Source organism: Saccharibacillus sp. CPCC 101409 (genome assembly GCF_030518235.1).
In the GTDB taxonomy this organism is placed as follows: Bacteria; Bacillota; Bacilli; order Paenibacillales; family Paenibacillaceae; genus Saccharibacillus.
Genome location: NZ_JAULSA010000012.1, coordinates 56,592 through 77,558 on the forward strand (window position 1 = coordinate 56,592; position 20,967 = coordinate 77,558).

The window sequence follows — 20,967 nt, forward strand, 5'->3', positions numbered from 1 at the left end:
TCTTATTCCTCCTTTTGCAAAACTTCCGGCTCGGCTTCGATCTTCTGCGCGGGCGGAATCCGCAGCGTAATGCGGGTCCCTCCGCCGGGCGGGCCGCCGATCTCCAGCCCGAACGCTTCGCCGAACGTCAGGCGCAGCCGTTCTTCGATATTGCCCAGTCCGATGCCGGTGCCTCTCGTGGCGATCTCTCCCCGGCGCAGCCGGTCCACAAAGCCGGGCGACATGCCGGGACCGTCGTCTTCGACCGAAATCTCCAGCACTCCGCCCGAACAGGAGGCGCTAATCGAGATGCGGCACGGTTCGAGCTTCGGTTCGAGCGCGTAATGGATCGCATTCTCGATCAGCGGCTGGAGCGTCAGCTTGGGAATCGGGGTATCCAGCCACTGCTCCGGCACATCCTGCCGGTAGTCCAGCCGTTCTTCGAAACGCATCCGCTGGATCGTGATATAACTGCCCACGATATCCAGTTCTTCGCGCAGCGCAATCAGCGGCTGCGCGCCGCCGATCGAGCTGCGCAGCAGATGGCCGAGCGCTTCGACCATCTCCGAGATGCGGGTTTGTCCCGCAAGCTTGGCGCTCCAGTTGATCGATTCCAGCGTATTGTAGAGAAAGTGCGGATTGATCTGCGCCTGCAGGGCTTTAAGCTCCGTTTCGCGAATCACCAGCTGCTTGGCATAGTTCTCGTCGATCAGCTCGCGAATGCGGCGGATCATGCGGCGGAACGTGCGCTGAAGCAGCCGCACCTCGCTCTGGTCGGAAGGCGAGACGCTGCCGAGCGCTTCTTCTTCCAGCCGGTCCAGGTCGCCGTACTCGATCCGCTTCATCCGGCTGATCAGCCGCTGCACCGGATCGGTGATGCTGCGCGACAGACGGGCGCCGAGCCCGATCCCGACGATCAGGATCGCGAGGAAACTGAATGTGCTCGCCCGGCGAATCCAGGAAATCCGCTCGAAGATGCCGTCGAACGGAATGACGCTCAGATACGTCCAGCCCACATACGCCGAACGGCTGCCCGCCGTGAAGTAACGCGTTCCGCCGTAATCCTGGATCTCGTACGGCTCGGGCTGCGCCAGCGCGCTGCGGATATCCTCGTCGCGGAGCGGGGGAGGGACCGGATAGATCGCGCCGGCTTCGTCCGCGATAATCAGGCTGCCGCCGTCCACGCCGGCGATTCCGCCGGAAGCGTCCGCGGCGATCCGGTCCAGCCGGACCCGGATCACCAGCGTCCCGATCGACTCCAGCGTAAATGTCGTCCCGTTGTAGGAGCGGACTTCCCGCACCGACAGCACGGTGGAATCGGCGAATGCGTGCGCCACCCACCGGTTGGCGCCTTCCGCCTGTTCGGCGTCGGGCACGAACCGTTCCCAGAATTCGTCGCCGACCGCCCCGCGGTTGCCGGTGAACGGCACGCCGCCGCCTTTGGTCACGAGCATCATGGAGTACACGTACTTCTCCGAGCCGGCCAGAGCGATCAGCCGGTTGGTCAGGCGGCTGCGCAGCACCCATTTGCGGTACGGATCGCTTTCGTGCTTGATCTCGAGCAGCGCTTCCTGGATCTGCTCGTCGGTAGCGACGTTGAACGAGAGCTGCTGCATTTCGCGCAGTTGGGTCTCGATGCCGCCGGCCGACAGATTGAGCGTGCGGGACGTCTGCTCGTAGATCTGATTGTCGTATACGCCGAACGCGACCCGCTGCGCCAGCAGATTGAGTCCGAGGGAAGCGGACATCAGCCCGATAACCATCACAAGCATCTTCTGGCGAATGCCCGCGTTTTTGAAAGCGTTCACTATTCTTTTCGCGGGCGCCGTCAGGCGCGGCATCAATCGGGGCAAGACGGATTCCTCCTTAAGTATGCGCGTTCTCTTAATGATTCGCCTCGATGTTAAAGCTTCCCTGCCCGTCCGTCCAGATTTTAGCAACCGGGGTCGGCAGACAACTTTCGATTTCCAATATCTTGAACGATTGTTATACTGACAAAAGAGAGCCGAAGGAATGAATTGGAGGGTCGAATGGATAGAAACGAAGATGAATTTCACCAGCGGCTCAAAGCCGCGGCGCGGAACGAAATCGAAGAAAGAAGCTTTGCCCTGACCCGGCAGCTGCTGGACAACCAGCCGCTGGAGCGGGAAAACGGCGTGCCGCTCGTTACCGGTATCATTCTGGACGAGGACTCCGGCAGCGCCGCCGTCTACTTTCCGGTGCAGAATGAGTATTACTTTTTCGTCGTGTATTTGGATACGGAGCCGGAGATCAAACCGCGGTTTATGGGCATGTCTCCCGGAACGAGCGTCTACTGCGAACTTTCTTCGGAAACGGTCGATCTCGACGATCTAAAGCGGCTGCTGCCGATCGAACCCGACAGACAGCGGCAAAAAGGATCGCCAAGACCCATTCGCAGCTCCGCTTCGACTGGACGGACGCCCCCGCCTTATACATTCAGCGCCCTGTTCGTAGAGCCCGACAAGCGGCGCTATGCAGACGCGGAAGCGAAACTGGAAAGTCTGCTGGATCTGCTCGAACGGCATGCCGGGCATCTGCCGCTGCCGGATGCGCTGGATGTTGATGCTTTTATCGAAATCGCATACTACGGCTACAAAGAAGAAATGAACGGAATCCATCTGGACGCGAAAACGATGAGACGGTTGGCCGCGCTCGGATTGGAACTGGATATCGATCTTTATGCCGGCGGACCCGATCTGGCGGAATAAATACAAAGGAGACTGCAATCATGATTATCAGACCTTACGAAGAAACCGACGAGCAGAGCTGGTTGAGATGCCGGGTGCTGGCTTTTCTCGATACGGCTTACTACGACAATGTACTGCGCGAAAAAGAACGGTACGAACATCCCGCAATCGAGCTGGTGGCCGCCGAAGGGGAAAAGATCGTCGGGCTGCTCGATATCGAACTCGACACGGAGCCGGGCAGCGTATGCTCGAACGGGGAGAAGACCGGCGGGATGATCTGGCATCTCGCGGTGCATCCGGACTACCGGAGACAGGGAATAGCGCGCATGCTGCTGAATGAAGCCGTGCAGCGGGCGAAAGCGCTGGGCGCGGAGTATCTGGAAGCCTGGACGCGCGACGACGAATGGGTAAGGGAATGGTACGCTTCCGCCGGATTCCAGCCTGTCGATTCTTATTTCCAGGTCCATATCGACGGAGGGGAAGAGCTCAAAGACATCGTGGAAAGCCGCGTGCCGCTGCTGCGCCCCGTATCGCTGTTTGCGCATTATACCGGCTCGGACAAAGCGTATATTTTGAGCAAATTCACGCGTGTGCACGAAACCGTTCGCTACGATCTGGAGCTGACGGAACCGCAATAACAATTTCAAAAAAAATAAAATCATTATATGAAAAATTCACAATAATAAAAATCAAAAAAGCGGAAAAAAAACGAAAAACCGATCCCGGCATGACAAACTCCGAAAGCAAAACTGCATCGGACGAGGCTTTGAAGCACGGGCAGTCGGCGATCGCCGAGATTCCGAGTCAGGATATTGACAAATCGTAATGATTGCGAATATTATAGAGTTACAATATCTTTAAATGAATTCGGCAGGATTTCGACAGCGTCCTTGGGGATGGTTTTGGAGACTGCCGATTCTTATCGCTCTATAAAGGATATTGAGTATCTCTAAAGGAGACTAAAACGATGACTCTATTTCACAATAATCCCGATGCGCTGCTGGACGTTCTGATTATCGGCGGAGGACCCGCCGGCATGAGCGCGGCGCTCGTACTCGGACGCGCGCGGCGCAGCGTGCTCGTGATCGACGAAGCGCTGCCCCGGCATCGGGTAACGAAAGAATCGCACGGCTTTCTGACGCGGGACGGCGTATCGCCGTCGGAGCTGCGCCGGGTCGCGCGGGAACAGATCGCGGCTTATCCGACAGTCTCTTTCGTCCAGACGGCGGCTGTAGAAGCATCCGGCGAAGACGGGAACTTTAACGTGACCACGACGGAGGGCAAAGTGTATCGCGGCCGCAAGCTGCTGTTCGCGGCAGGGATGAAAGACCTGCCAATGGAAATCGACGGGTTGAAAGAGGTATACGGCAGCAGCGCGTTCGTTTGTCCGTACTGCGACGGCTGGGAAATGCAGGACCGGGCGCTGGCGATTATCGCCGGCGGCGAGTTTGCGCTGCACCTGACGAAGACCGTCTCCGGCTGGTCGAGCGATCTGGCGCTGTTTACGAACGGATTCTCCGACTGGGAAGAAGGCGTCAAAGAATCGATCGAGCAAAGAGGCATCCCGGTGTACGAATCGCCGATCCGGCGCATCGAGTCCACCCGGGGCAAAGTACGCAGTATCGTGCTCGAAGACGGAACGGAAGTTGAGCGGACGGGAATCTTTTTCGCTCCGCGTCTGGCTCCGGGCACCGATCTGCCGAAGGCGATGGGCTGCGAGACGGAAGAAAACGGCAGCATGATCGTGGACGAGTTCAAGAAATCCAATATTCCCGGTATTTACGGCGCCGGGGACGGAGCTTCGCGGATGTACCAGGTGGCCGCATCGGTCGCCGCCGGCTCGATCGCCGCAGCCATGATGAACTCGGAGCTGCTGGAGAGCGAGTGGCAGGAGCGGGGATAAGCCCTTTTTCACCATGATCGTCATACTTGCGCCTTGTTCAATATCGATTGAGTGTGTAAAATAAAAGACAATTCAAAAAGCCGCAGGCTATCGGGAAGCTTCCTTCTATTACAAGGGACCGGAAATCCGGGGGCGAAAGCTCAACGGGCCGGTATAATCAGCGTCCCGGCTCTCCTGCGGCTTTTTGTCGTGCTTTTTATCGATCCGATCAGACGGAGGAGGAAACAAACCATGACAGAAAATCGCGGAAGTACGGCTTTACTGATGATGGATGTGCAAAACGTGATCGTATCGCGCTACGCTCCCGAAGAAGAAATGCTCGATCCGTTTCGCCGGGCGCTCGACGCCGCGCGCAGTCACGGCATTCCGGTCATCTTCGTGCGCGTTGGATTCCGTCCGGACGCCGTCAACGTCAGTTCGCGCAATAAAATGTTCGGACGCCTGGTCGGGATGCCGGACCACCCTCAGGCCGAACAGGGCGCTCAGATCCATGCTTCGCTTAATGCGCGCAGCGACGAACCGGTCGTCACCAAAGTTCGCGTGAGCGCATTTGCCGGCAGCGATCTTGAAGTTCTCCTGCGTTCGCAGGGAATCGACACCCTGATCCTGTCGGGTATCGCCACGAGCGGAGTGGTGCTGTCCACCCTGCGCGAAGCCGCGGACAAGGACTACAAACTGACCGTCCTGTCCGACGCGTGTATCGACTCCGATCCCGACGTGCACCGCATATTGATCGAAAAAATATTCCCGGTACAGGCGGATGTGCAGACGGTCGACGAATGGACGAACAAGCTGTAGAACAAGGAGGCGAAAAGGATGGAGTTTCGCTACGATGAAGGTCATGCGGAAGTACTCGAACTCGATGCGTCGCCGGAACGGATCGCCGCAATGCTCGGACTCTTGAACGACAGGGATCGCACTTACTGCAGCTTGTCGGTCAACGACGGCTGGTATATTCAATGCGCCGGCACCGCCGAAGCGATGATCGTCGAGGTGCGCGAGCCGCATGTCTCGGGATTCCGCCATTACGCAATAGGCAAACCGGTACAGCATGAGCGAAAAAGCGGTTTGTTCGGGCTGCGCAAAGAAACGGTGCGCGAAGCGGACGAAACGTTTGACGCCGAAGAAACGGCCGCTTTGTTTCGCAGCTTCGAAGAAACGCGCGCGCTGCCGGGCGGTTATGTCCGAAGGGATATGACCGGTGATTTTAAATGAACAAGCGTCAACGATCCAAATGGATTCCTTCGCTCTGGCTGGTCGGCGTTTGCCGGGAACAGGGACTCCAGCGCTTTACGCTGTATGCGGTCGACTTCAAGCGCGGAGCGCGGCTGAGCTGGGGAGAATGGTCCGATGCCGAAGAGCTGCTGCGGTTTCGCGTTCCGCTCAAAACGCGCTCCGGCGGCCGGCGCATCCGTCACATCCCGTTCGCCAAGCTGGCCGCGCGCCGCGTCGTCTGGATCGATGCCGGTCCCGAAACGTACAAACGGCTGGAACAAATGCTTTACGGTCCTTTTCGCCAAAGAGACTGGCTGGAGATGCGGAAGATCGGAACATCGCCATACTTACGCCCTGTTGACCTCCCCGGTCTTTGCCTATACTGAGTTCATCACCGCCGCAGGCTATCGGAACGCTTCCTTCTAAACGACTCCAAAATCCCAGCGTCCCGGCTCTCCTGCGGCTTTTTCCACTCAAGGAGGTCTTGACCGATGAATACTCCGAACCTCGCCATGGATTTGACTTTGCAAACGCTGAATGACATTACGCTGCGCCGCAGCCGCCGTCTCGTCCTGCCCAATATCGAAGGCGCGGCGAACGAGCGGATGCTGGCGTCTTTTATTAAAAATATCGAAAGTCTCGGCTATACGTTCTCGCCCGAGCTGCTCGAAGCCGCCAAACGGCTGCCGGATCGCGAATTGACGCATCTTTACTACACAACCGTACCCGTGCTGAGAAGCATGCTCGGCGCTCATATCGAACACCGTCCGATGTACCCGAACTTTCCGGATCAGGTGATGGAAGCTTCGGACGCCGAGCTGTACCTGCGGGCGGTGCTGCACTATAGATACGGCGCACTGCCGGAAACGAAAGCCAAACCGCGCCCGCTGAGCCTGGATCACAAAAAGCTCAAACCGATCGGCGTGACGACGGAAAGCGAATTTCTGCGCTCGATGCGCAATCTGGCGGGAGCGAACGGCTCGCTGTCGGACGAAGACAAAGCCGACCTGGCCGCGGTGCTCCGCAGCGACATCGACCCGAATCTTGTGCTGCCCGAAGAAATGCCGTACAAGGAAAACGCGGCGTTCGTCGCTTCGATCCTGATTGAAGAAGAACGGGTCGACGAACGAAGCATGGGCAAATATTTCCGTACGGCGACCGATGTGCTGCGTTTGGCGGCGGGACTGTCGGGACTCGATACCAGCCTGTCGTGGGCCAAAAAGATCCCGATGCTCACTCTTCCGTTCGCCAATATGTACAACCTGAATCAGCAGCTCAATCCCGAAACGACGCCGAAGCGAAGTCCGCAGTTCGCTTTCCGCAAATTCAGACGCTGCGAACGCCGGCTGCTGCTCGGGCTGTTGGAGCAAACCGGCGGACCGCTGGAAGATATGCTGCTGTACCGGGAGCTGTGGAAGCGGCTCGGGGAGATTCTGCATCCCGGCGAGATGCGCGCCCGCTATCCGAAGACATTCGAAGCGTTCACCCGCCTGCGCAGCGATAAGCAGATTCCGACGTTTCGCAGCGAGACCGAAGCCGGGCTGCATCGCCGCGATCCGGCCGTGATCGACCGGCTGGCCGAACGCCCCGGCGAACTCGCGCGGCGGCTGGATCTGCTGCTGCGCACCCAGCCCGACCAGGCGGACAAACTGCTGCTCGCGCTGGAGCAGGCCGCAGCCAGAATCGCCACGCCGCTGCTGCTCCAGCTGCTGTCGCATTTCAAGCACCGCGGCGAGCCGCGGAAATACCGGGTATTTTTCCCGAAAGGCAATCTGGCCCGGGCCGTGGCGGTGCACAACCGGCTGGCGCCGCTTCGCGGCGGGCAGGCCGCGCAGGTCGTCCGGCTCGTCGAAGCCGAACTGAAGCGCCGCTTCGCGGAGCGCGAACCGCTGGGCCGCGTTTATATCGATCCGCGGCTGGCCAAGATTCCGGTGCCGTTCTCGCAGCGCTCGGCCAGCGCCGCCCTGCGTCCGCTGCCGCGCGGCAGCCGCGTCGCCGTTCCAGGCGGCGACACGCTGCGGCTGTTCTGCTGGTGGACCAATATGAAGACGGGCTACAAGAACGAGCGGCGCGTGGACGTGGATCTCTCGCTCGTGCTGCTGGACGAGAACTGGAATCATGTCGAAACGCTCGCTTACTATAATCTGCGCGAGGAATTCGGCGCGCACAGCGGGGATATTACGGACGCCCCGAACGGCGCGTCCGAATTTATCGATTTGTACATTCCGGTCGTGCTTGCCAGGACCGGAGCGCGCTACGCCATGGTGCAGATCGCCTGCTTTACCGGACAGGCTTTCTCCGAGCTGCCGGAATGCTTCGCCGGCTTCATGATGCGCGGCAGCGTTCCGGGCGGCAGCCAGACCGGACAGATCTACGATCCGCGCACGGTGGAGTCGAAGTTCGACCTGACGATCGAAGCGCAGCAGGCTGTTCCGTTCGCCGTCGATCTGCGGGAGCGCGAGATGATCTGGATGGACGCCGCGGCGAAGAACCGCAGCTTCCGCATCAACGCGGAGGAAAATATGAGCAGTTTGCAGATGCTCGGCCATGCCTTCTCCGATCTGCGCAAAGCGTCGTTGGCCGAACTGTTCACGCTGCACGCCGAATCCCGCGGGACGGTCGTCGGAAGCAAAAAAGACGCCGATACGGTCTTCGACGTGGAAGACGGCATTACCCCGTACGAGATCGACGTTATCCTGGGCGAGTATTTGTAAGCCCTGCGGTTAATGAGGTAAGCCCGGTTCTTCGGTTCCGGGCTTTTGGCCTGCCTTCGTTTGACGGCTCGGCGCGCTGGGGAATATAAAGAAGGAAGAAGATCGTCTGGAAAAAACACCTTTGCGGGAGGGATCGAAGATGGACGTTAAAGAACTGCTGCTCAGCCAGTGGGACAGCTGTATGGACCAAGAAGACTGGTTTTTGCCGCTGGAAGACGCGCTCAAAGACGTAACGGCCGAACAATCCGTATGGAAACCGGCGGACGGACCGGCCAATAGTATCCGCGAAACCGTCCAGCATCTGCTTTTTTACGATAAAAGACTGCTGCTGCGGGTCAAAGGACAAAGCGAAGGACTGCCGGAAGCCGAAGACAACAACGGAACGTTCGCTTACGACGACGCGTCGGAAGCCGGCTGGGAAGCCGCGAAAAACGAACTTTACGCCGCGCACCGCGAACTGTCCTCGATTCTGGCGAAGGCGGCTCCCGAAGACCTCAGCCGGCCGATCCCGGACGAGAAGTCCCTGGCGGAAGCGATCCGGAGCCTGGCGATGCACGACGCGTACCATATCGGCCAGATCGTGCTGCTGAGCAAACTCCAGGGCGCATGGCCGGCCACGCGCAGCTTCGACTGAAACATACAAGGAGGAGATCGATTGAGCGGAGCGGGAAACGCGGCGATATTCTGGGTGCTCGGCGCGCTGTTTATCGCCTTCGGTATTTATTCCGGTGCGCGCCGGCGCAGACTTGCGGCAAGCGAACACACGGTACCGGGCGAGATCGTGGGTTACGAGGAAATGGCCGACACCGGCATGGAAAGAGGAAGCACCGGCGTCAAATACCATCCGATCGTACAATTCCAAACGTCTGGAGGTTCCTTCCGGGAAATGTCGCGCTCGGGATCTTCTACGATGGGATCTCCGGTCGGAACGAAAGTCGAGGTCCACGCGCGTCCGGACGATCCGGCGGCCTTCGAGATCCTGAGCGAGCCTGAATCGGCGCGCCGGCAAAGCCTGGTAATCGCGGTCGGCGTCGCTTTTGTAGCGGTTGGCGTTGTGCTGGCGATCGGAAAGTAACAGGGTAGAAAAGAAACATCCGCAAGTACACAAGGCGCCGGGGCGGCGTCTTTTTTGCGTCCGGGCTTCCCGCGCGTTTGCTTGCGGAACCGCCGATGCAACTTTTTCGTGATGATCTTCGTTTGATAAAATAGAAATAGAAGGATAAGGAGAGGGATTCTGTGAAAAAAACAGGAATGATTATCGTCGCGGCGGCGCTGGGCGCAAGTTTGCTGCTGGCCGCTTACGAACCTTATGCCCCGTCTTCGAGAACGTCGATGTCCGATCCGGATATCCAAAGCGCGGCGCGTCAAGCGGCCGATTCCAGGCAGGTAGAAGAGCGCAGCTATGAACTTGCCAGCTCCGCGGAACTCATCGATCTGGTCATGTTCCCGAATATCGAATTTCTCAAAGGACAGTCGGATCTGATCGTCGTCGCAAGCCGGGGCGGAGAAGCGTCCACTTACGAGATTCGGACCGGATCGGGCGAAGTGCTGGAGACACTGGGCAAGATTCCTTTGAAGATCGAACGGGTGCTCCAGGGCGAAGCGCCCGGCGATTCGACGGTCACGCTGGTGCAAGGCGGGCGAGTCGAAGACGGGACGTACCATACGCTCAGCGGGTATACGATGCTGAACGATTCCGACCGCTATCTGCTTTTCCTCCGCCGCACGGGCGAAAATACTTATGCCGTAAACGGTTCTTACCAGGGCAAGTTCAATCTGAGCCGTCCCGAGCCCGCCGAACTTTTCTACGGAAGCCGAATCAAGGAAAGCGAACTTAAAGAGATCGACTTCATTTCCCCGAATGCAGATACGCTTGCGCATTTCAACCGGCTCAAACGACAAGCGCTCGACTATTACGCGGAATCCGTGCAGCCGAGCGAGTAGCGGAAAAGCTGTTCGAATCCCGATTGCCGTTCGCCCACTTGGGGTAATGGAAACCGTACGAGAAGAGGTTACAGATTCAGAATCGAACTCGAGAGGAGCTATTCCATGACCGCACAACCTATCACCGCCGCCGATTCCGGCACCTTTACGATCGGCGGAGATCTGACCGTCAACCGGTTGGGCTACGGTACCATGCAGCTGACCGGCAAAGGCGTCTGGGGCGATCCCCAAGATCCGGACGAAGCCGTTCGCGTGCTCAAGCGTTCCATCGAGCTTGGCGTCAACTTTATCGACACCGCCGATTCGTACGGTCCGGTCGTCGCCGAACCGCTGATCCGCCAGGCGCTGCACCCGTACACGGACGACCTGGTGGTCGCGACCAAAGCGGGCCTGACCCGTTCCGGCCCGAACGACTGGCGCCCGGTAGGACGCCCCGAGTATCTGCGCCAGCAGGCGGAGATGAGTCTGCGGCATCTCGGCCTGGAGCGGATCGATCTGTTCCAGCTGCACCGCATCGATCCCAAAGTCCCGCTGGCCGAACAGCTCGGCGAACTGGAGCTGCTGCGCAAAGAAGGCAAGATCCGCCATATCGGACTGAGCGAAGTCAGCGTGGAGCAGCTGCGCGAAGCGCGCGAGATTACGGAGATCGTATCGGTGCAGAACCTGTACAATCTCTCCAACCGCAAAGCGGAAGACGTGCTGGAAGAATGCGAAGCCAGCGGCATCGCTTTTATCCCGTGGTTCCCGCTCGCAACCGGCGAACTGGCCCGCGACGGCGGCCCGCTGGACGACATCTCCAAGCGCTTGAACGCCAAACCGGCGCAGATTGCGCTGGCCTGGCTGCTGCGCCGCTCCCCGGTGATCCTGCCGATTCCGGGCACTTCGTCCGTCGCCCACCTGGAAGACAATATCGAAGCGGCGGGATTGGAACTGAGCGACGAAGATATCGAAACGCTGAACAAGCTGGCTTGAGCCGGCGCGAAGTGAAGGTTTGCCATAAAAAGAGCCGGCCCAGGGAGCACGCGGGACCGGCTTTCTGTTTTCCTCATAGTTTGAGTTTGCGAACCGCGCGTTACAGCTGCATCAAAGCCGCAAATACGCTTACCGCGACAATCGCGATTCCCGTTACGCGGCTCATCGCATAATAGAAGTCGTTCGGCTCGGGATCTTTCACCCAGATGCGGTAAGCGCTGAGCTGAAACAGGAAGTTCTGGAGCCCGCGGTAATAAAAACAGCACCAGCCGAACGCGGCGAGCAGCAGAAACAGCACGAAGCCGACGGGATTGCCGGCTTTTTCATGAAACTGCGGATAAGCGGCGCTTACGATCCGACTGGGCGGGTAGTAACGGCCGTATGTGCCGTCAATCGTTTTTCCGCCCGATTGGGCGCTTATGGTTATCCATTGCGGCTCGCCGTTCTCGTCCACATTCCACACGGTATCGCCGCTGGACTCGGCCGAGAACGTTTGTCCGTCGGGATACGCAATCGTGTACAGAAACTCGGATGAACCGCCGCCTTCTTTGCGAGAGATTCGGTAAGTATCGCCTTCAACCGAAACTTCTTTCCCGTCGCTGCCCCCTTGTACCGTTACGGCGGAAGCGAGCGCCGAGTCGTAAGTGATTGCGTCGCCCTGCACAGAAACTTGTTTGTAGCGCGCGTTGTCCAGATAGAAAACTTCCGTGTTGAAGTGACGGATCAGCAGCGGGATCGCAATCAGCGCCAGCACGGCGAGCACCCAGAGCAGGCGGCGTTTATTTCGTTTTACGAATTCAAGCAGGCCGGAGGCAGAAGCGGAGGAAGAAGAGGAAGATTCGAACGAGTCGGAAAATTTCATGATCGATCCCTGCTTTCGGTTTGGAGTCGGTGTAACTTTTTACGCATAGGCTTTCAAAACGTTTCAACATCGAAGAAAGGGAACGTTCGTGCGCGAAAAAAGGATTAAAACGGATTTAATTTCGCTAAAAAGCAGACAAAACCATAAAAATAGGTTATAAAAAGGATAAGCCACCGAAGAGGAGGTAGGGACCATGATTCGGCATGTGATTTTCGACTTTGACGGAACGATCGCCAACTCCAGGCCGCTCATGACCGAGCTTTATAACGGTTTGGCCGAAAAGCACGGATACCGTCCGATTAAAGATAGCGACTCCGGGCCTTTTTCCGGGCAGTCTGTTCGCAAACGCTGCAAAGCGCTGGGGATTCCGCTCTATAAGCTCCCGCTTCTCGCTTTACAGGTGATCTTTACCTATAAACGACACATCAAGACGCTTGAGGTCAAAGACGGCGTTCGCGAGTTGATTCTGGAATTGAACGGACGGGGCTACACGCTCAGCATCATTTCGTCCAATCTGGAAGGCAATATCCGCTCTTTCCTGGAACACAACGGAATCGACCAGTTTACGCATATCCGTTCTTCCCGGGGGTTATTCGGCAAGCATCGGGCGATCCATTCTTTCTTGAAAGAAAACAAGATCGCGCCGCGCGAAGCTCTGTATATCGGAGACGAGCTGCGGGATATCGAAGCCGGCCGCAAGTCCGGGATTCGGATCGTGGGAGCGGGATGGGGCTACGATTCGTTCGAACTGATGAAACGCTCTTCGCCCGACTTTATGGCGGGACGTCCGCGCGAAGTATTTGCGGCGATCGATTGTTTTAACGCGGGCACTGTATAAAAAGGGAAAAAATGAAAGCGTTATTTTAAAAGGGTTGCAGCAGGGCGGCATTTCGCCAACATTCTGCGCAGAAAGATCGTGGGCCTGTCGGCTTTCGGTCTTTTTTGATGTTACGGCAGATAAGTTCGTATCCTGTGTTCGACGCAATCAAGATTCGGCAAAGATGATCGTCGATCCGTTCTCGGCTTTTTGCGCCTGTACATGCAAACCGAAAGCTTCGGCGGCCGGACGTACAGGGACGTAAAGTTTGCCTTTGTATACGAACGGCCCGCGATCGCGTTCGCGATCCAGCTTGCAGATATCGGTTTCCGGCAGGCAGTCGAGCGGAGCTTCATAGATCACGTTGTCGTCCGCTGTAGTTGAAGCAGGTCGGTGTTACGATGTTGGGAGACACGTTTACCATTAACACTTCGGATACTCGTCCAAACACCGGGTAGTCCGGGATAGTGATTCGAATTCACGAAGCGGAGGCGATGAAAATGAACAGGAAGGGCCTGATCGGATTGGCCCTGCTCGCGTGTACCGCTGCAGGCATGGTATACACCGCGTACGCGGTCCCAACGATCGAGAATCAAGCGGCCCGGAGCGCAGACGCTTTGTCCAGGGAGCTGTCGGCGTCGAACGGGGCTAACCCCATTCTTTCAGCCGGCAGCAATCCTTACGATTTTATCGAAAACAGCCGGGAGTATAAGCGAATCGTGAAGCTGGGGCCGGGCGCGATTCCCGTTTTGGACAAAAAGATCGAACAGAGCGCGGACAGCGGATTAACCGTTTACGCTTTCGCGGCGGCTATAGAAGAAATTTCGCAGGTCGATTTGAAAGAAAAAGAAAGCACGGCGTGGGCGACAGGCAAGGAGTTTGCGCGCAAATGGGAATTTCAACTAAGCACGCTGCCGGAAAAGGTCGAAGAGATCTCGGGTTCATCCCGAACCGTTGAAGAAAAAAATGCCGCTCTGGAAAAGCTCGGCGTGCCGGCTGTGCCGTTTATTCTCGATCGGGTGGCGGCGGGCAATACGGAACTGTTTCCGTCCGCCCACAAGCTGATCGTCCACGCCGACCCGGGTACGGGCATTCTGCAAGTGACGGATGCAGCGAAGTGGGCGGAAAAGCACAAAAACGAGTTTAACGCATTAAAAGAATACGTATTATCGAAAAAACAAACCGCGCAGGAAGCATAGCAGCATGTATATCCCCAAAGGAGGCGCCGACATGCACGAATCCCCGGAAACGACAGCGCGGCGGATTGCCGAACGCTTTTTCAAACGCGAGCCGCAAAAGCTGCGCGCTGTGGTCGGCAAAGGTTTCGTCAACGAAGTCTGGATCGCCGAAGCGGACAGCGAGCGGATCGTGATCCGGATGAACGACGCGGACAGCAGAGCCGAAGCGATATACGTCAAAGAAAAATGGTGTATGGAACAGGCGGCCGAAGCCGGTATTCCAGGCGCGAAAGTGCTGGAACTGGGAACCTGCGGTGGGACGCCGTATATGATCCAAACGTTCGAGCCTGGAGAAAACGGGCTCGAAGTGCCGGATGCGAGGCTCGAAATCTGGCATCGGATCGGCGAATACGCGGCGCTGTTTCATGCGGTTCCGGCGCGCGGAAGAGGGGAAGAGCTGATCGATCCGGTTCGCGGCCGGTTCCGTTCGCCTCCGCATCCCGGTTTCGACGGAAGCTGGAGCGGTTACCTGGCGTACAATATCGCGAGCTTGAACGATGAAGATGAACTGATCGCGCGCGGGTTCATCACGCCGGACGAATCGCGGCAGGCGCGGCGGATCTTCGAGGAGATGAGGGGGAAAAACTATCGTTTCGGACTGATTCACGGCGATCTGTCGCTCAAAAATACGCTGGTGCGTTCTGCCGAACACGGCGGACCGGATAAAGAAAGCGGCGGCGAACGTCTGCATGTGACGCTGCTGGATTGGGGCAGCGCCGAAGTCGCGCCCGTTCCCCACGGCGACCTGATCCAGTTGATCCAGACGCAGGCGCGCGACGGAACGCCTTCGGAAGAAGAGTTTCTGGCTTTTCTGGACGGTTACGGGTTGGGCGAAGACATCCAGGCGGAGACAAGGGAACTTCTGCTGCTGGCCATGTTCGACAAGCTGCGCTGGGCGATCGACTGCAATCCCGGCGAGATCGAAGGGTTTGCGCGGCTGGTGCGTGAAGCGCTGCGGCTGAATGGGGTTGGCGGCGGCTTGAACGGGATTAATAAGGAGTGAACGCGGGGCTATAAGCCCAAAAAGGAGACGAAGCCGACGACGAATTACTCACGCATTACGATTGCCGGCAGCGGCGTTCTGGGCAGCCAGATCGCTTTGAAAAAAGAGTATATCGATCAAGGCAAGCTGGGCAAAGAAAGCGGCGAAGGGTTCTATACCTAGCCGAATCCGCGTTACAGGGACCCGGACTTTTTGAACAGCTAACCGCTTCTTTGTTTCAACAAAGAACCTTCGTTCTCCGCGTCGATCGCGGGTCTGAAGGTTCTTTTTCATGAAGAAAGCAGCAGAGAGAATAAGTCGAAGTCCGGCAAGCGGAATCAACGAGCCGGATCAAAACGAAAGCACATCGCCGGGAAAGAGCAGCCGCAGGCCGCGCCTTCCTTCGCCGAACAGCGCTTCATACGCCCGCCGGGCGGAAGGTTCCGGCGCATGTACGAGAACCGTACACGCCGACGGCGCTGCGTCGAGCATGGCGCGGACATCGCCCAGTCCCTGGTGCACTTTGTAGTTCAGCTTGCGCACGCGGCAGCGAACGCCGGCGACGCGCTCGCGCAGCAGCTCATCCGCGAACGAGCCGGGATACACATGTCCGGTCAGCAGTACCCGATTGCGCGGGTCGTCCGCGATCGTCTTGAGATACCGGCGGGACACGGCGGATTCCATCGTACCGTCGGCCGCCAGGATCAGGCGGGGACCGCCCGCTTCCAGAGCGGCCAGGCGGGTTTCCTCGCTGTCCATCGGCAGCAGGCGATGCGAGTGCTGTTCGAGCCGCTGCGCGATCGCAGGAGACGCAGCGTGGCGCAGCCAGAGCGGCTGCTCAAGCAGATCGCGCAGGCCGTTCCAGATCGCGCCGTCGATCGCGATCGGATAGGGATCGAACCGCTCGCAGGCCCAGAGCAGCAGATCCTGCCCGCGGCCGAACGAAGGAAGCGGCAGCAGCACGGCGCCGCCTTCGCCCAGGGCGCGGCCGATCTCCTCGCCGAGTCGTTCCAGCTTCGCAACCTGATCCTCTTCGTCGGAGCCGTAAGCGTTATCCACGATCGACAGGTCGTCCGGCAGATCGCGGACAGGAAAAGGGCGGGGTGTAGAGAGTACCCTATCCGGACCGGAGTCTGCGCCCGGCGCGTCCGCGGCCAGCAGCAGCGATTCCCGGCTGTAATCGCCGGAGAAGAAGATGCGCTTGCCTTCGGCTTCCAGCCTCAGCCAGACCGAGCCGGCGAGGTGGCCGGTCCGGCCCCATTGAACGCGAATCCGGCGGCTTTCCCGCTGCGGGAAAGCCGCCGTCCGCTGCGCTGTCGAGCCGGTTTCCGCATGAATCGCGGCCGGCAGTTCGAACCATCCGCAGGGAAGCGCATAGTCCTCCAGATAGCGAAAACGCATCCGCTCCACATGCTCGTCGTCGTAGGGAAGACTTCCTCCGCGCCCTTCGACGAACCGTTTCCAGCCCGCAAAGCCGGCACGAAGCTGCCGCTGCGTGGCGCGCGTCGTCCAGATCTCGCCTTCGTAGCCGTATTTGTAAAGCAGAGGGAGCGCCATCGCGTGATCGTCGTGGGCGTGGGACAGGAATACGGCGTCCAGCTCCGGAATCTTCGCCGGATCGAGCAGCGGATACTGTCCGGCTGCTTCCTTTTTGACACCGCAGTCGAGCAGCAGGCGTACATTCTCGCCTTCGATATAATAGCAGGAGCGCCCGTGTTCGCCGGCGCCTCCCCAGTTATGCAGCTTCATATCCGGCTCCTTTTATTCCCGGAGCCCAGGCTCTCCATCATCAGCAGGATCACCGTGGTCAGGCCGACGGAGACGACCGCCATCGCCATGCCCAGCGAGACCTGCCCCTGTTCGAACTGCGCAAAGATATAGGTGGCCGACGTCTGCACGGACGGCGGCAGAATCAGCAGCGAGCCGACCAGCTCGCGCGAAGCGATGGTGAACGTCATCATCCAGCCGGCCAGCATGCCCGGCGCGATCAGCGGCAGTGTAATCCGGCGCAGCAGATACAGCGCGCCGCCTCCGTGCACCCGTCCGGCCTGCATGAGCGAAGGATCGATTTGCCCGGCGGCGCTTTTGACATACTGGACGCTGTACGGCAGGAACAGCACCACGTAAGTCAGGATTACCATGCCGTATGTGTTATACAGCGGAATCGGCATCCACGGCGAGTTCCACAGCAGGATCAATCCGACCACCGTGACGATGCCCGGCACCGTATTGGGCAGCAGGCTGAGCAGATCGACCGTGCGCTGGGACGCCCGATGCGAGCGCCCGATTGTCAGCGCGAACCAGGTGCCTAAGATCAGCGCGCAGGTGGACGCGGCCAGCGACAGCCAGATACTGCTCGTCAAAGCTTTCATGCCCGGCGTGCCCCAGCTCAGCAGCTCGCGGTAAGCGTCCAGCGTCAAGTTGTGAAACGACAATCCCGCGCCGCGCAGCTTCATCGTCGACGCGGCGATAATCGAGAAATACGGGATGCCGATCGACAGCGCCAGCAGCGCAGCCGTAAATAGAGTCCCCAGCCACGGAAGCGCTTTGCGCCCGGACAGGGAAGAACGGCGCGAGCCTTTGCCGCCGACCAGGCTGTAGGTAAAGCGGCGGTTCAATACCGATTGGACGTACCACATCAGCAGGCAGGCGGTCAGCAGCAGCGAAGACAGCGAGGTCGCTTTGCCGAAGTCGATCGGCCAGCTCGATACATAGCGGTGAATCTCCGAAGTCATCACCTCGTACCCGATCTTTCGTCCGAACGTCGCCGGCGTGCCGAACTCCGCGATCGTTTTGACGAAGATCAGCATTGCGCCCATCCCGTAGGGCGACAGCAGCAGCGGGACGATGATCCGGCGGAAGCGGTAGCCCGGCGATCCGCCCATAACGGCCGCCGCTTCTTCCAGACTACCCCCGATCCGCTCCAGCGCACCGCGCAGCAGCAGGTAGAGAAACGGAAACAGATGCAGGCTCATGATCGCCACCATGCCGCCGAAGCTGAAGAAGGAAGGCGCGAAGCGCGACAGTCCCGGCACGAGCTGCTCCAGATATCCGTTTTTTTGCATAAACAGAATCCAGCCCATCGACCCGATATACGGCGGCGTCATAAACGGGATCAGCAGCACGATATCGAGCCATTTCCGGCGGCCGAGCGGCGTATGGACCATGATCCAGGCCAGCGGAAGCGCCAGCAGCGTCGTGCCCAGGATGACGCACAGGCCGAGCCCGACCGTACTGCCCATGATCCGCAGCAGATCGGAATCGGCCAGCGTACGGAAAGGAGCGGACCACTCCAGCTTCCCTTCGCGGTAAACGCTTTGGATAAAGATCTCGATCAAAGGCAGGACGATCAGCGCGAACAATACGAGCAGAGCCAGCAGAAGGGAAATGCCTTTCAGCGATTTGGCGGACGGCTGTACATTCATCTTACTTGAACAGCTTCAGGAAACGTTCCGTCACTTCGGCGCTGTGCTCGTCCATCCAGGCTTCGTCGAGATCCAGCAGCGGAATTTCGTCGAGGTTGGCGCGGTTCGCCGCTTGAATATCGGTCCGGCCCGGCAGCAGCGACGCGTCGGCGACCAGCTTCTGCGCTTCGTCGGACAGCAGGTAGTCGATAAAAGCTTTGGCGTTCGTTTCGCGGTGCGTCGACTTGAGGATCACGGCCGGACGCGGACTGATCACCGTTCCTTCTTCCGGGTAGACGATATCGATCGGCTCGCCTTTGGCTTTGGCGCTGTAGGTCATATAATCCACCGCCGCGGCCACGATGCCTTTGGCGCCGGTAACGACCGGGTCGAGCGCTTCGTTGTTGGCGCCGGCGACTACTGCGCCGTTGTTCTTGTAGTCTTCGAACAGCTTCCAGCCTTCGTCGCCTTCGGCGCTCAGGTAGCCGGTCATAAAGTCGAGCGCGGAACCGGACAGGGACGGATCGGGGATATTCACCAGATCGCGGTATTCCGGCTTGGACAGATCGGCCCAGGAAGCCGGCGGGGTCTTGACCAGATTGGTATTGTAGGCGATGCCGAGCGCGGAAGCGCTGGTACTGAAATAGCCGCCTTCTTCGTCGGACCAGTCGGGATTCAGCTTATCCGCGTTCTTGGCTTCCGGGTAAGGCAGCGTCAGCCCGTCCTGCTTGAGTCCTCTTGCCGAAGGCAGGGAAGCCAGAATCACGACGTCGGCCGCCGGGTTGGATTTCTCCGCTTCCATGCGGGCGAGAATCTTGCCGGTCGTGCCCTGGAATACTTCGACGTCGACGCCGCTTTGCGCTTCGTAACCTTCGATCAGTTTATTGGCGAGACCTTCGGGGCCGGCGGTGTAAACGACCAGTTTGTTGTCGGCTGCGGGAGCCGCCGCCTTGTCCGGCGCGGCCGTCGTTCCGGCGGCCGAAGCGTTCGCCTGATCCGAAGCGGAACCGGCGCCGCCGCATCCGGCAAGTGTAAGGCCGAAAGCGAGCGCCAGCGTCATCGAAGCATTCCGGCGGATGGTTTTGCGATTGAACATTGGAAAAGTGGTCATAATGATTCCTCCTAAAGTTTGGTGGAAAGGCGGTGAATCCGCTGCAGCGGCAGATGAACGTTCATCCGGCTGCCGGAAGGGATGCGGCTGTGATGATAAGCCGTCCAGCGCTCGCGCTGGCCTTCCGCCTGCATATGTATTTCGTAGCGGTCGCCCATATAACTGGACTGCAGCACTTCGACGTCGTAAGTCCGGCAGGCCGCTCCGTTGACAGGCTCCCAGCGCAGATGCTCCGGGCGGAACATGGGGAGAACGCCTTGTGCCCGTTCGTCTTCACCCGGGTTCAGCCAGTTGGAGCGCCCGATAAAGCGCGCGACAAAAGCGTCGTCGGGCCGGTTGTAAATCTGCTCCGGCGTTCCGGTCTGGAGCACCCGCCCGGCCTGCATCACGATTATTTCGTCCGACATGGACATCGCTTCGACCTGGTCGTGCGTGACGTACAGCGCCGTCAGACCCAGATCGCGCACGAGCGACAGCATTTCCACCCGCATCTCTTCGCGCAGCGAAGCGTCCAGCGCGCTCAGCGGCTCGTCGAACAGCACCAGACGCGGCGAGGTGACGACCGCGCGGGCGAATGCCACACGCTGCTGCTGGCCGCCCGACAATTGGTGCGGATAGCGCTGCGCCATGTTTTCCAGACGCACTTTGGCCAGCGCCTGCATCACCGTACTTTGCAGATCCTGCGTCCGGCGGCCGGTACGCAGGCCGAAAGCGACATTTTCGAACACCGTCATATGCGGCCACAAGGCGAAATCCTGGAAGACCATGCCCAGTCCGCGTTTCTCGGCCGGAACGTTCCGGCGGGCGTCCCGGTCGTACAGCCGTTCTTCGCCGATGGCGATCGAACCTTCGTCCGGCGTTTCCAGTCCCGCCACCATGCGCAGCAGCGTCGTTTTTCCGCAGCCGGACGGTCCGAGCAGGGTCGTGAATTTGCCCTGCCGGATCGTCAGGTCGGCGGGGTGCAGCGCAGTCGTGCCGGCGAAAGATTTGCTTAATCCCCTGATAGTCAAGTCCATCTTCTTGTCCTTCCCGTTTAGGCAGTGTCTTCAAACGAATCGGCGAATCTTGTGCTTACGTTTACAGTTTAGCTTCCGTATTCGCGCGCCGGATTAACGGGA

General features: G+C 59.0%; 21 protein-coding genes. 14 read left to right on the forward strand and 7 right to left on the reverse strand.

What is annotated here, in order from left to right:
* Window positions 1-2 precede the first annotated feature (2 nt).
* A complete protein-coding gene (locus QWJ34_RS20740; protein WP_302730815.1) occupies window positions 3-1,832 on the reverse strand; it encodes a cache domain-containing sensor histidine kinase in 1,830 nt (609 codons plus the stop codon).
* Window positions 1,833-2,009: 177 nt separating this feature from the next.
* On the opposite strand from QWJ34_RS20740, the gene QWJ34_RS20745 reads away from it, so the two are divergent.
* The 11 genes from QWJ34_RS20745 to QWJ34_RS20795 all read left to right on the forward strand — a co-directional run bounded on the left by QWJ34_RS20745 (window position 2,010) and on the right by QWJ34_RS20795 (window position 11,435).
* Entirely contained in the window at window positions 2,010-2,708 is a 699-nt protein-coding gene (locus tag QWJ34_RS20745) for a DUF4279 domain-containing protein (RefSeq protein WP_302730816.1), read from the forward strand.
* Between the two features lie 20 nt (window positions 2,709-2,728).
* The gene (locus QWJ34_RS20750) at window positions 2,729-3,325 is read left to right on the forward strand and encodes a GNAT family N-acetyltransferase (protein ID WP_302730818.1); all 597 of its coding nucleotides are present in this window, start codon (window positions 2,729-2,731) and stop codon (window positions 3,323-3,325) included.
* 329 nt (window positions 3,326-3,654) lie between these two features.
* Window positions 3,655-4,590: an NAD(P)/FAD-dependent oxidoreductase gene (locus QWJ34_RS20755; RefSeq protein ID WP_302730819.1), complete on the forward strand. Its 936-nt coding sequence runs from the start codon at window positions 3,655-3,657 to the stop codon at window positions 4,588-4,590.
* 231 nt (window positions 4,591-4,821) lie between these two features.
* Entirely contained in the window at window positions 4,822-5,388 is a 567-nt protein-coding gene (locus QWJ34_RS20760; RefSeq protein ID WP_302730821.1) for a cysteine hydrolase family protein, read from the forward strand.
* An 18-nt stretch (window positions 5,389-5,406) separates the two neighbouring features.
* Window positions 5,407-5,805, forward strand: a complete 399-nt coding sequence (locus tag QWJ34_RS20765; RefSeq protein WP_302730823.1) for a hypothetical protein — start codon at window positions 5,407-5,409, stop codon at window positions 5,803-5,805.
* On the forward strand, window positions 5,802-6,191 hold the full coding sequence (locus QWJ34_RS20770) for a hypothetical protein (RefSeq protein WP_302730825.1): 390 nt from the start codon (window positions 5,802-5,804) through the stop codon (window positions 6,189-6,191). The genes QWJ34_RS20765 and QWJ34_RS20770 overlap by 4 nt, the downstream gene beginning before the upstream one ends.
* A gap of 105 nt (window positions 6,192-6,296) precedes the next feature.
* Window positions 6,297-8,519, forward strand: a complete 2,223-nt coding sequence (locus QWJ34_RS20775; RefSeq protein WP_302730827.1) for a TerD family protein — start codon at window positions 6,297-6,299, stop codon at window positions 8,517-8,519.
* A 139-nt stretch (window positions 8,520-8,658) separates the two neighbouring features.
* The gene (locus QWJ34_RS20780; protein WP_302730829.1) at window positions 8,659-9,153 is read left to right on the forward strand and encodes a DinB family protein; all 495 of its coding nucleotides are present in this window, start codon (window positions 8,659-8,661) and stop codon (window positions 9,151-9,153) included.
* A 21-nt stretch (window positions 9,154-9,174) separates the two neighbouring features.
* Window positions 9,175-9,594, forward strand: coding sequence for a DUF3592 domain-containing protein (locus QWJ34_RS20785; protein WP_302730831.1), 420 nt, complete (start codon window positions 9,175-9,177; stop codon window positions 9,592-9,594).
* A 161-nt stretch (window positions 9,595-9,755) separates the two neighbouring features.
* Window positions 9,756-10,463: a hypothetical protein gene (locus QWJ34_RS20790; protein ID WP_302730833.1), complete on the forward strand. Its 708-nt coding sequence runs from the start codon at window positions 9,756-9,758 to the stop codon at window positions 10,461-10,463.
* A gap of 105 nt (window positions 10,464-10,568) precedes the next feature.
* Complete coding sequence (locus tag QWJ34_RS20795) at window positions 10,569-11,435, forward strand: aldo/keto reductase (protein WP_302730835.1); 867 nt, start codon at window positions 10,569-10,571, stop codon at window positions 11,433-11,435.
* 100 nt (window positions 11,436-11,535) lie between these two features.
* Here QWJ34_RS20795 and QWJ34_RS20800 read toward each other — a convergent pair whose 3' ends face one another.
* Window positions 11,536-12,297, reverse strand: a complete 762-nt coding sequence (locus QWJ34_RS20800; protein WP_302730837.1) for a DUF6199 family natural product biosynthesis protein — start codon at window positions 12,295-12,297, stop codon at window positions 11,536-11,538.
* Between the two features lie 193 nt (window positions 12,298-12,490).
* On the opposite strand from QWJ34_RS20800, the gene QWJ34_RS20805 reads away from it, so the two are divergent.
* On the forward strand, window positions 12,491-13,135 hold the full coding sequence (locus tag QWJ34_RS20805) for an HAD-IA family hydrolase (protein ID WP_302730839.1): 645 nt from the start codon (window positions 12,491-12,493) through the stop codon (window positions 13,133-13,135).
* 147 nt (window positions 13,136-13,282) lie between these two features.
* Here QWJ34_RS20805 and QWJ34_RS20810 read toward each other — a convergent pair whose 3' ends face one another.
* A complete protein-coding gene (locus tag QWJ34_RS20810; RefSeq protein ID WP_302730841.1) occupies window positions 13,283-13,477 on the reverse strand; it encodes a stalk domain-containing protein in 195 nt (64 codons plus the stop codon).
* A 137-nt stretch (window positions 13,478-13,614) separates the two neighbouring features.
* Here QWJ34_RS20810 and QWJ34_RS20815 point away from each other — a divergent pair, with 137 nt between their 5' ends.
* Both QWJ34_RS20815 and QWJ34_RS20820 read left to right on the forward strand, forming a co-directional pair.
* Window positions 13,615-14,313: a hypothetical protein gene (locus QWJ34_RS20815; protein ID WP_302730842.1), complete on the forward strand. Its 699-nt coding sequence runs from the start codon at window positions 13,615-13,617 to the stop codon at window positions 14,311-14,313.
* A 31-nt stretch (window positions 14,314-14,344) separates the two neighbouring features.
* On the forward strand, window positions 14,345-15,355 hold the full coding sequence (locus tag QWJ34_RS20820) for a phosphotransferase family protein (protein ID WP_302730843.1): 1,011 nt from the start codon (window positions 14,345-14,347) through the stop codon (window positions 15,353-15,355).
* Window positions 15,356-15,685: 330 nt separating this feature from the next.
* Here the strand turns inward: QWJ34_RS20820 and QWJ34_RS20825 are convergent, their stop codons facing one another.
* Genes QWJ34_RS20825 through QWJ34_RS20840 form a run of 4 tightly spaced genes read right to left on the reverse strand, consistent with a single transcriptional unit; the run spans window position 15,686 to window position 20,865 of the window.
* Complete coding sequence (locus QWJ34_RS20825) at window positions 15,686-17,083, reverse strand: MBL fold metallo-hydrolase (RefSeq protein ID WP_302730845.1); 1,398 nt, start codon at window positions 17,081-17,083, stop codon at window positions 15,686-15,688.
* Entirely contained in the window at window positions 17,080-18,759 is a 1,680-nt protein-coding gene (locus tag QWJ34_RS20830; protein ID WP_302730846.1) for an ABC transporter permease, read from the reverse strand. Before QWJ34_RS20830 ends, QWJ34_RS20825 begins: the two co-directional genes overlap by 4 nt.
* Before the next feature lies 1 nt (window position 18,760).
* Window positions 18,761-19,834 (reverse strand): ABC transporter substrate-binding protein, encoded by a 1,074-nt coding sequence (locus tag QWJ34_RS20835; protein ID WP_302730956.1) that lies wholly within the window; start codon window positions 19,832-19,834, stop codon window positions 18,761-18,763.
* A 26-nt stretch (window positions 19,835-19,860) separates the two neighbouring features.
* Complete coding sequence (locus QWJ34_RS20840; RefSeq protein ID WP_302730847.1) at window positions 19,861-20,865, reverse strand: ABC transporter ATP-binding protein; 1,005 nt, start codon at window positions 20,863-20,865, stop codon at window positions 19,861-19,863.
* Window positions 20,866-20,967 lie beyond the last annotated feature (102 nt).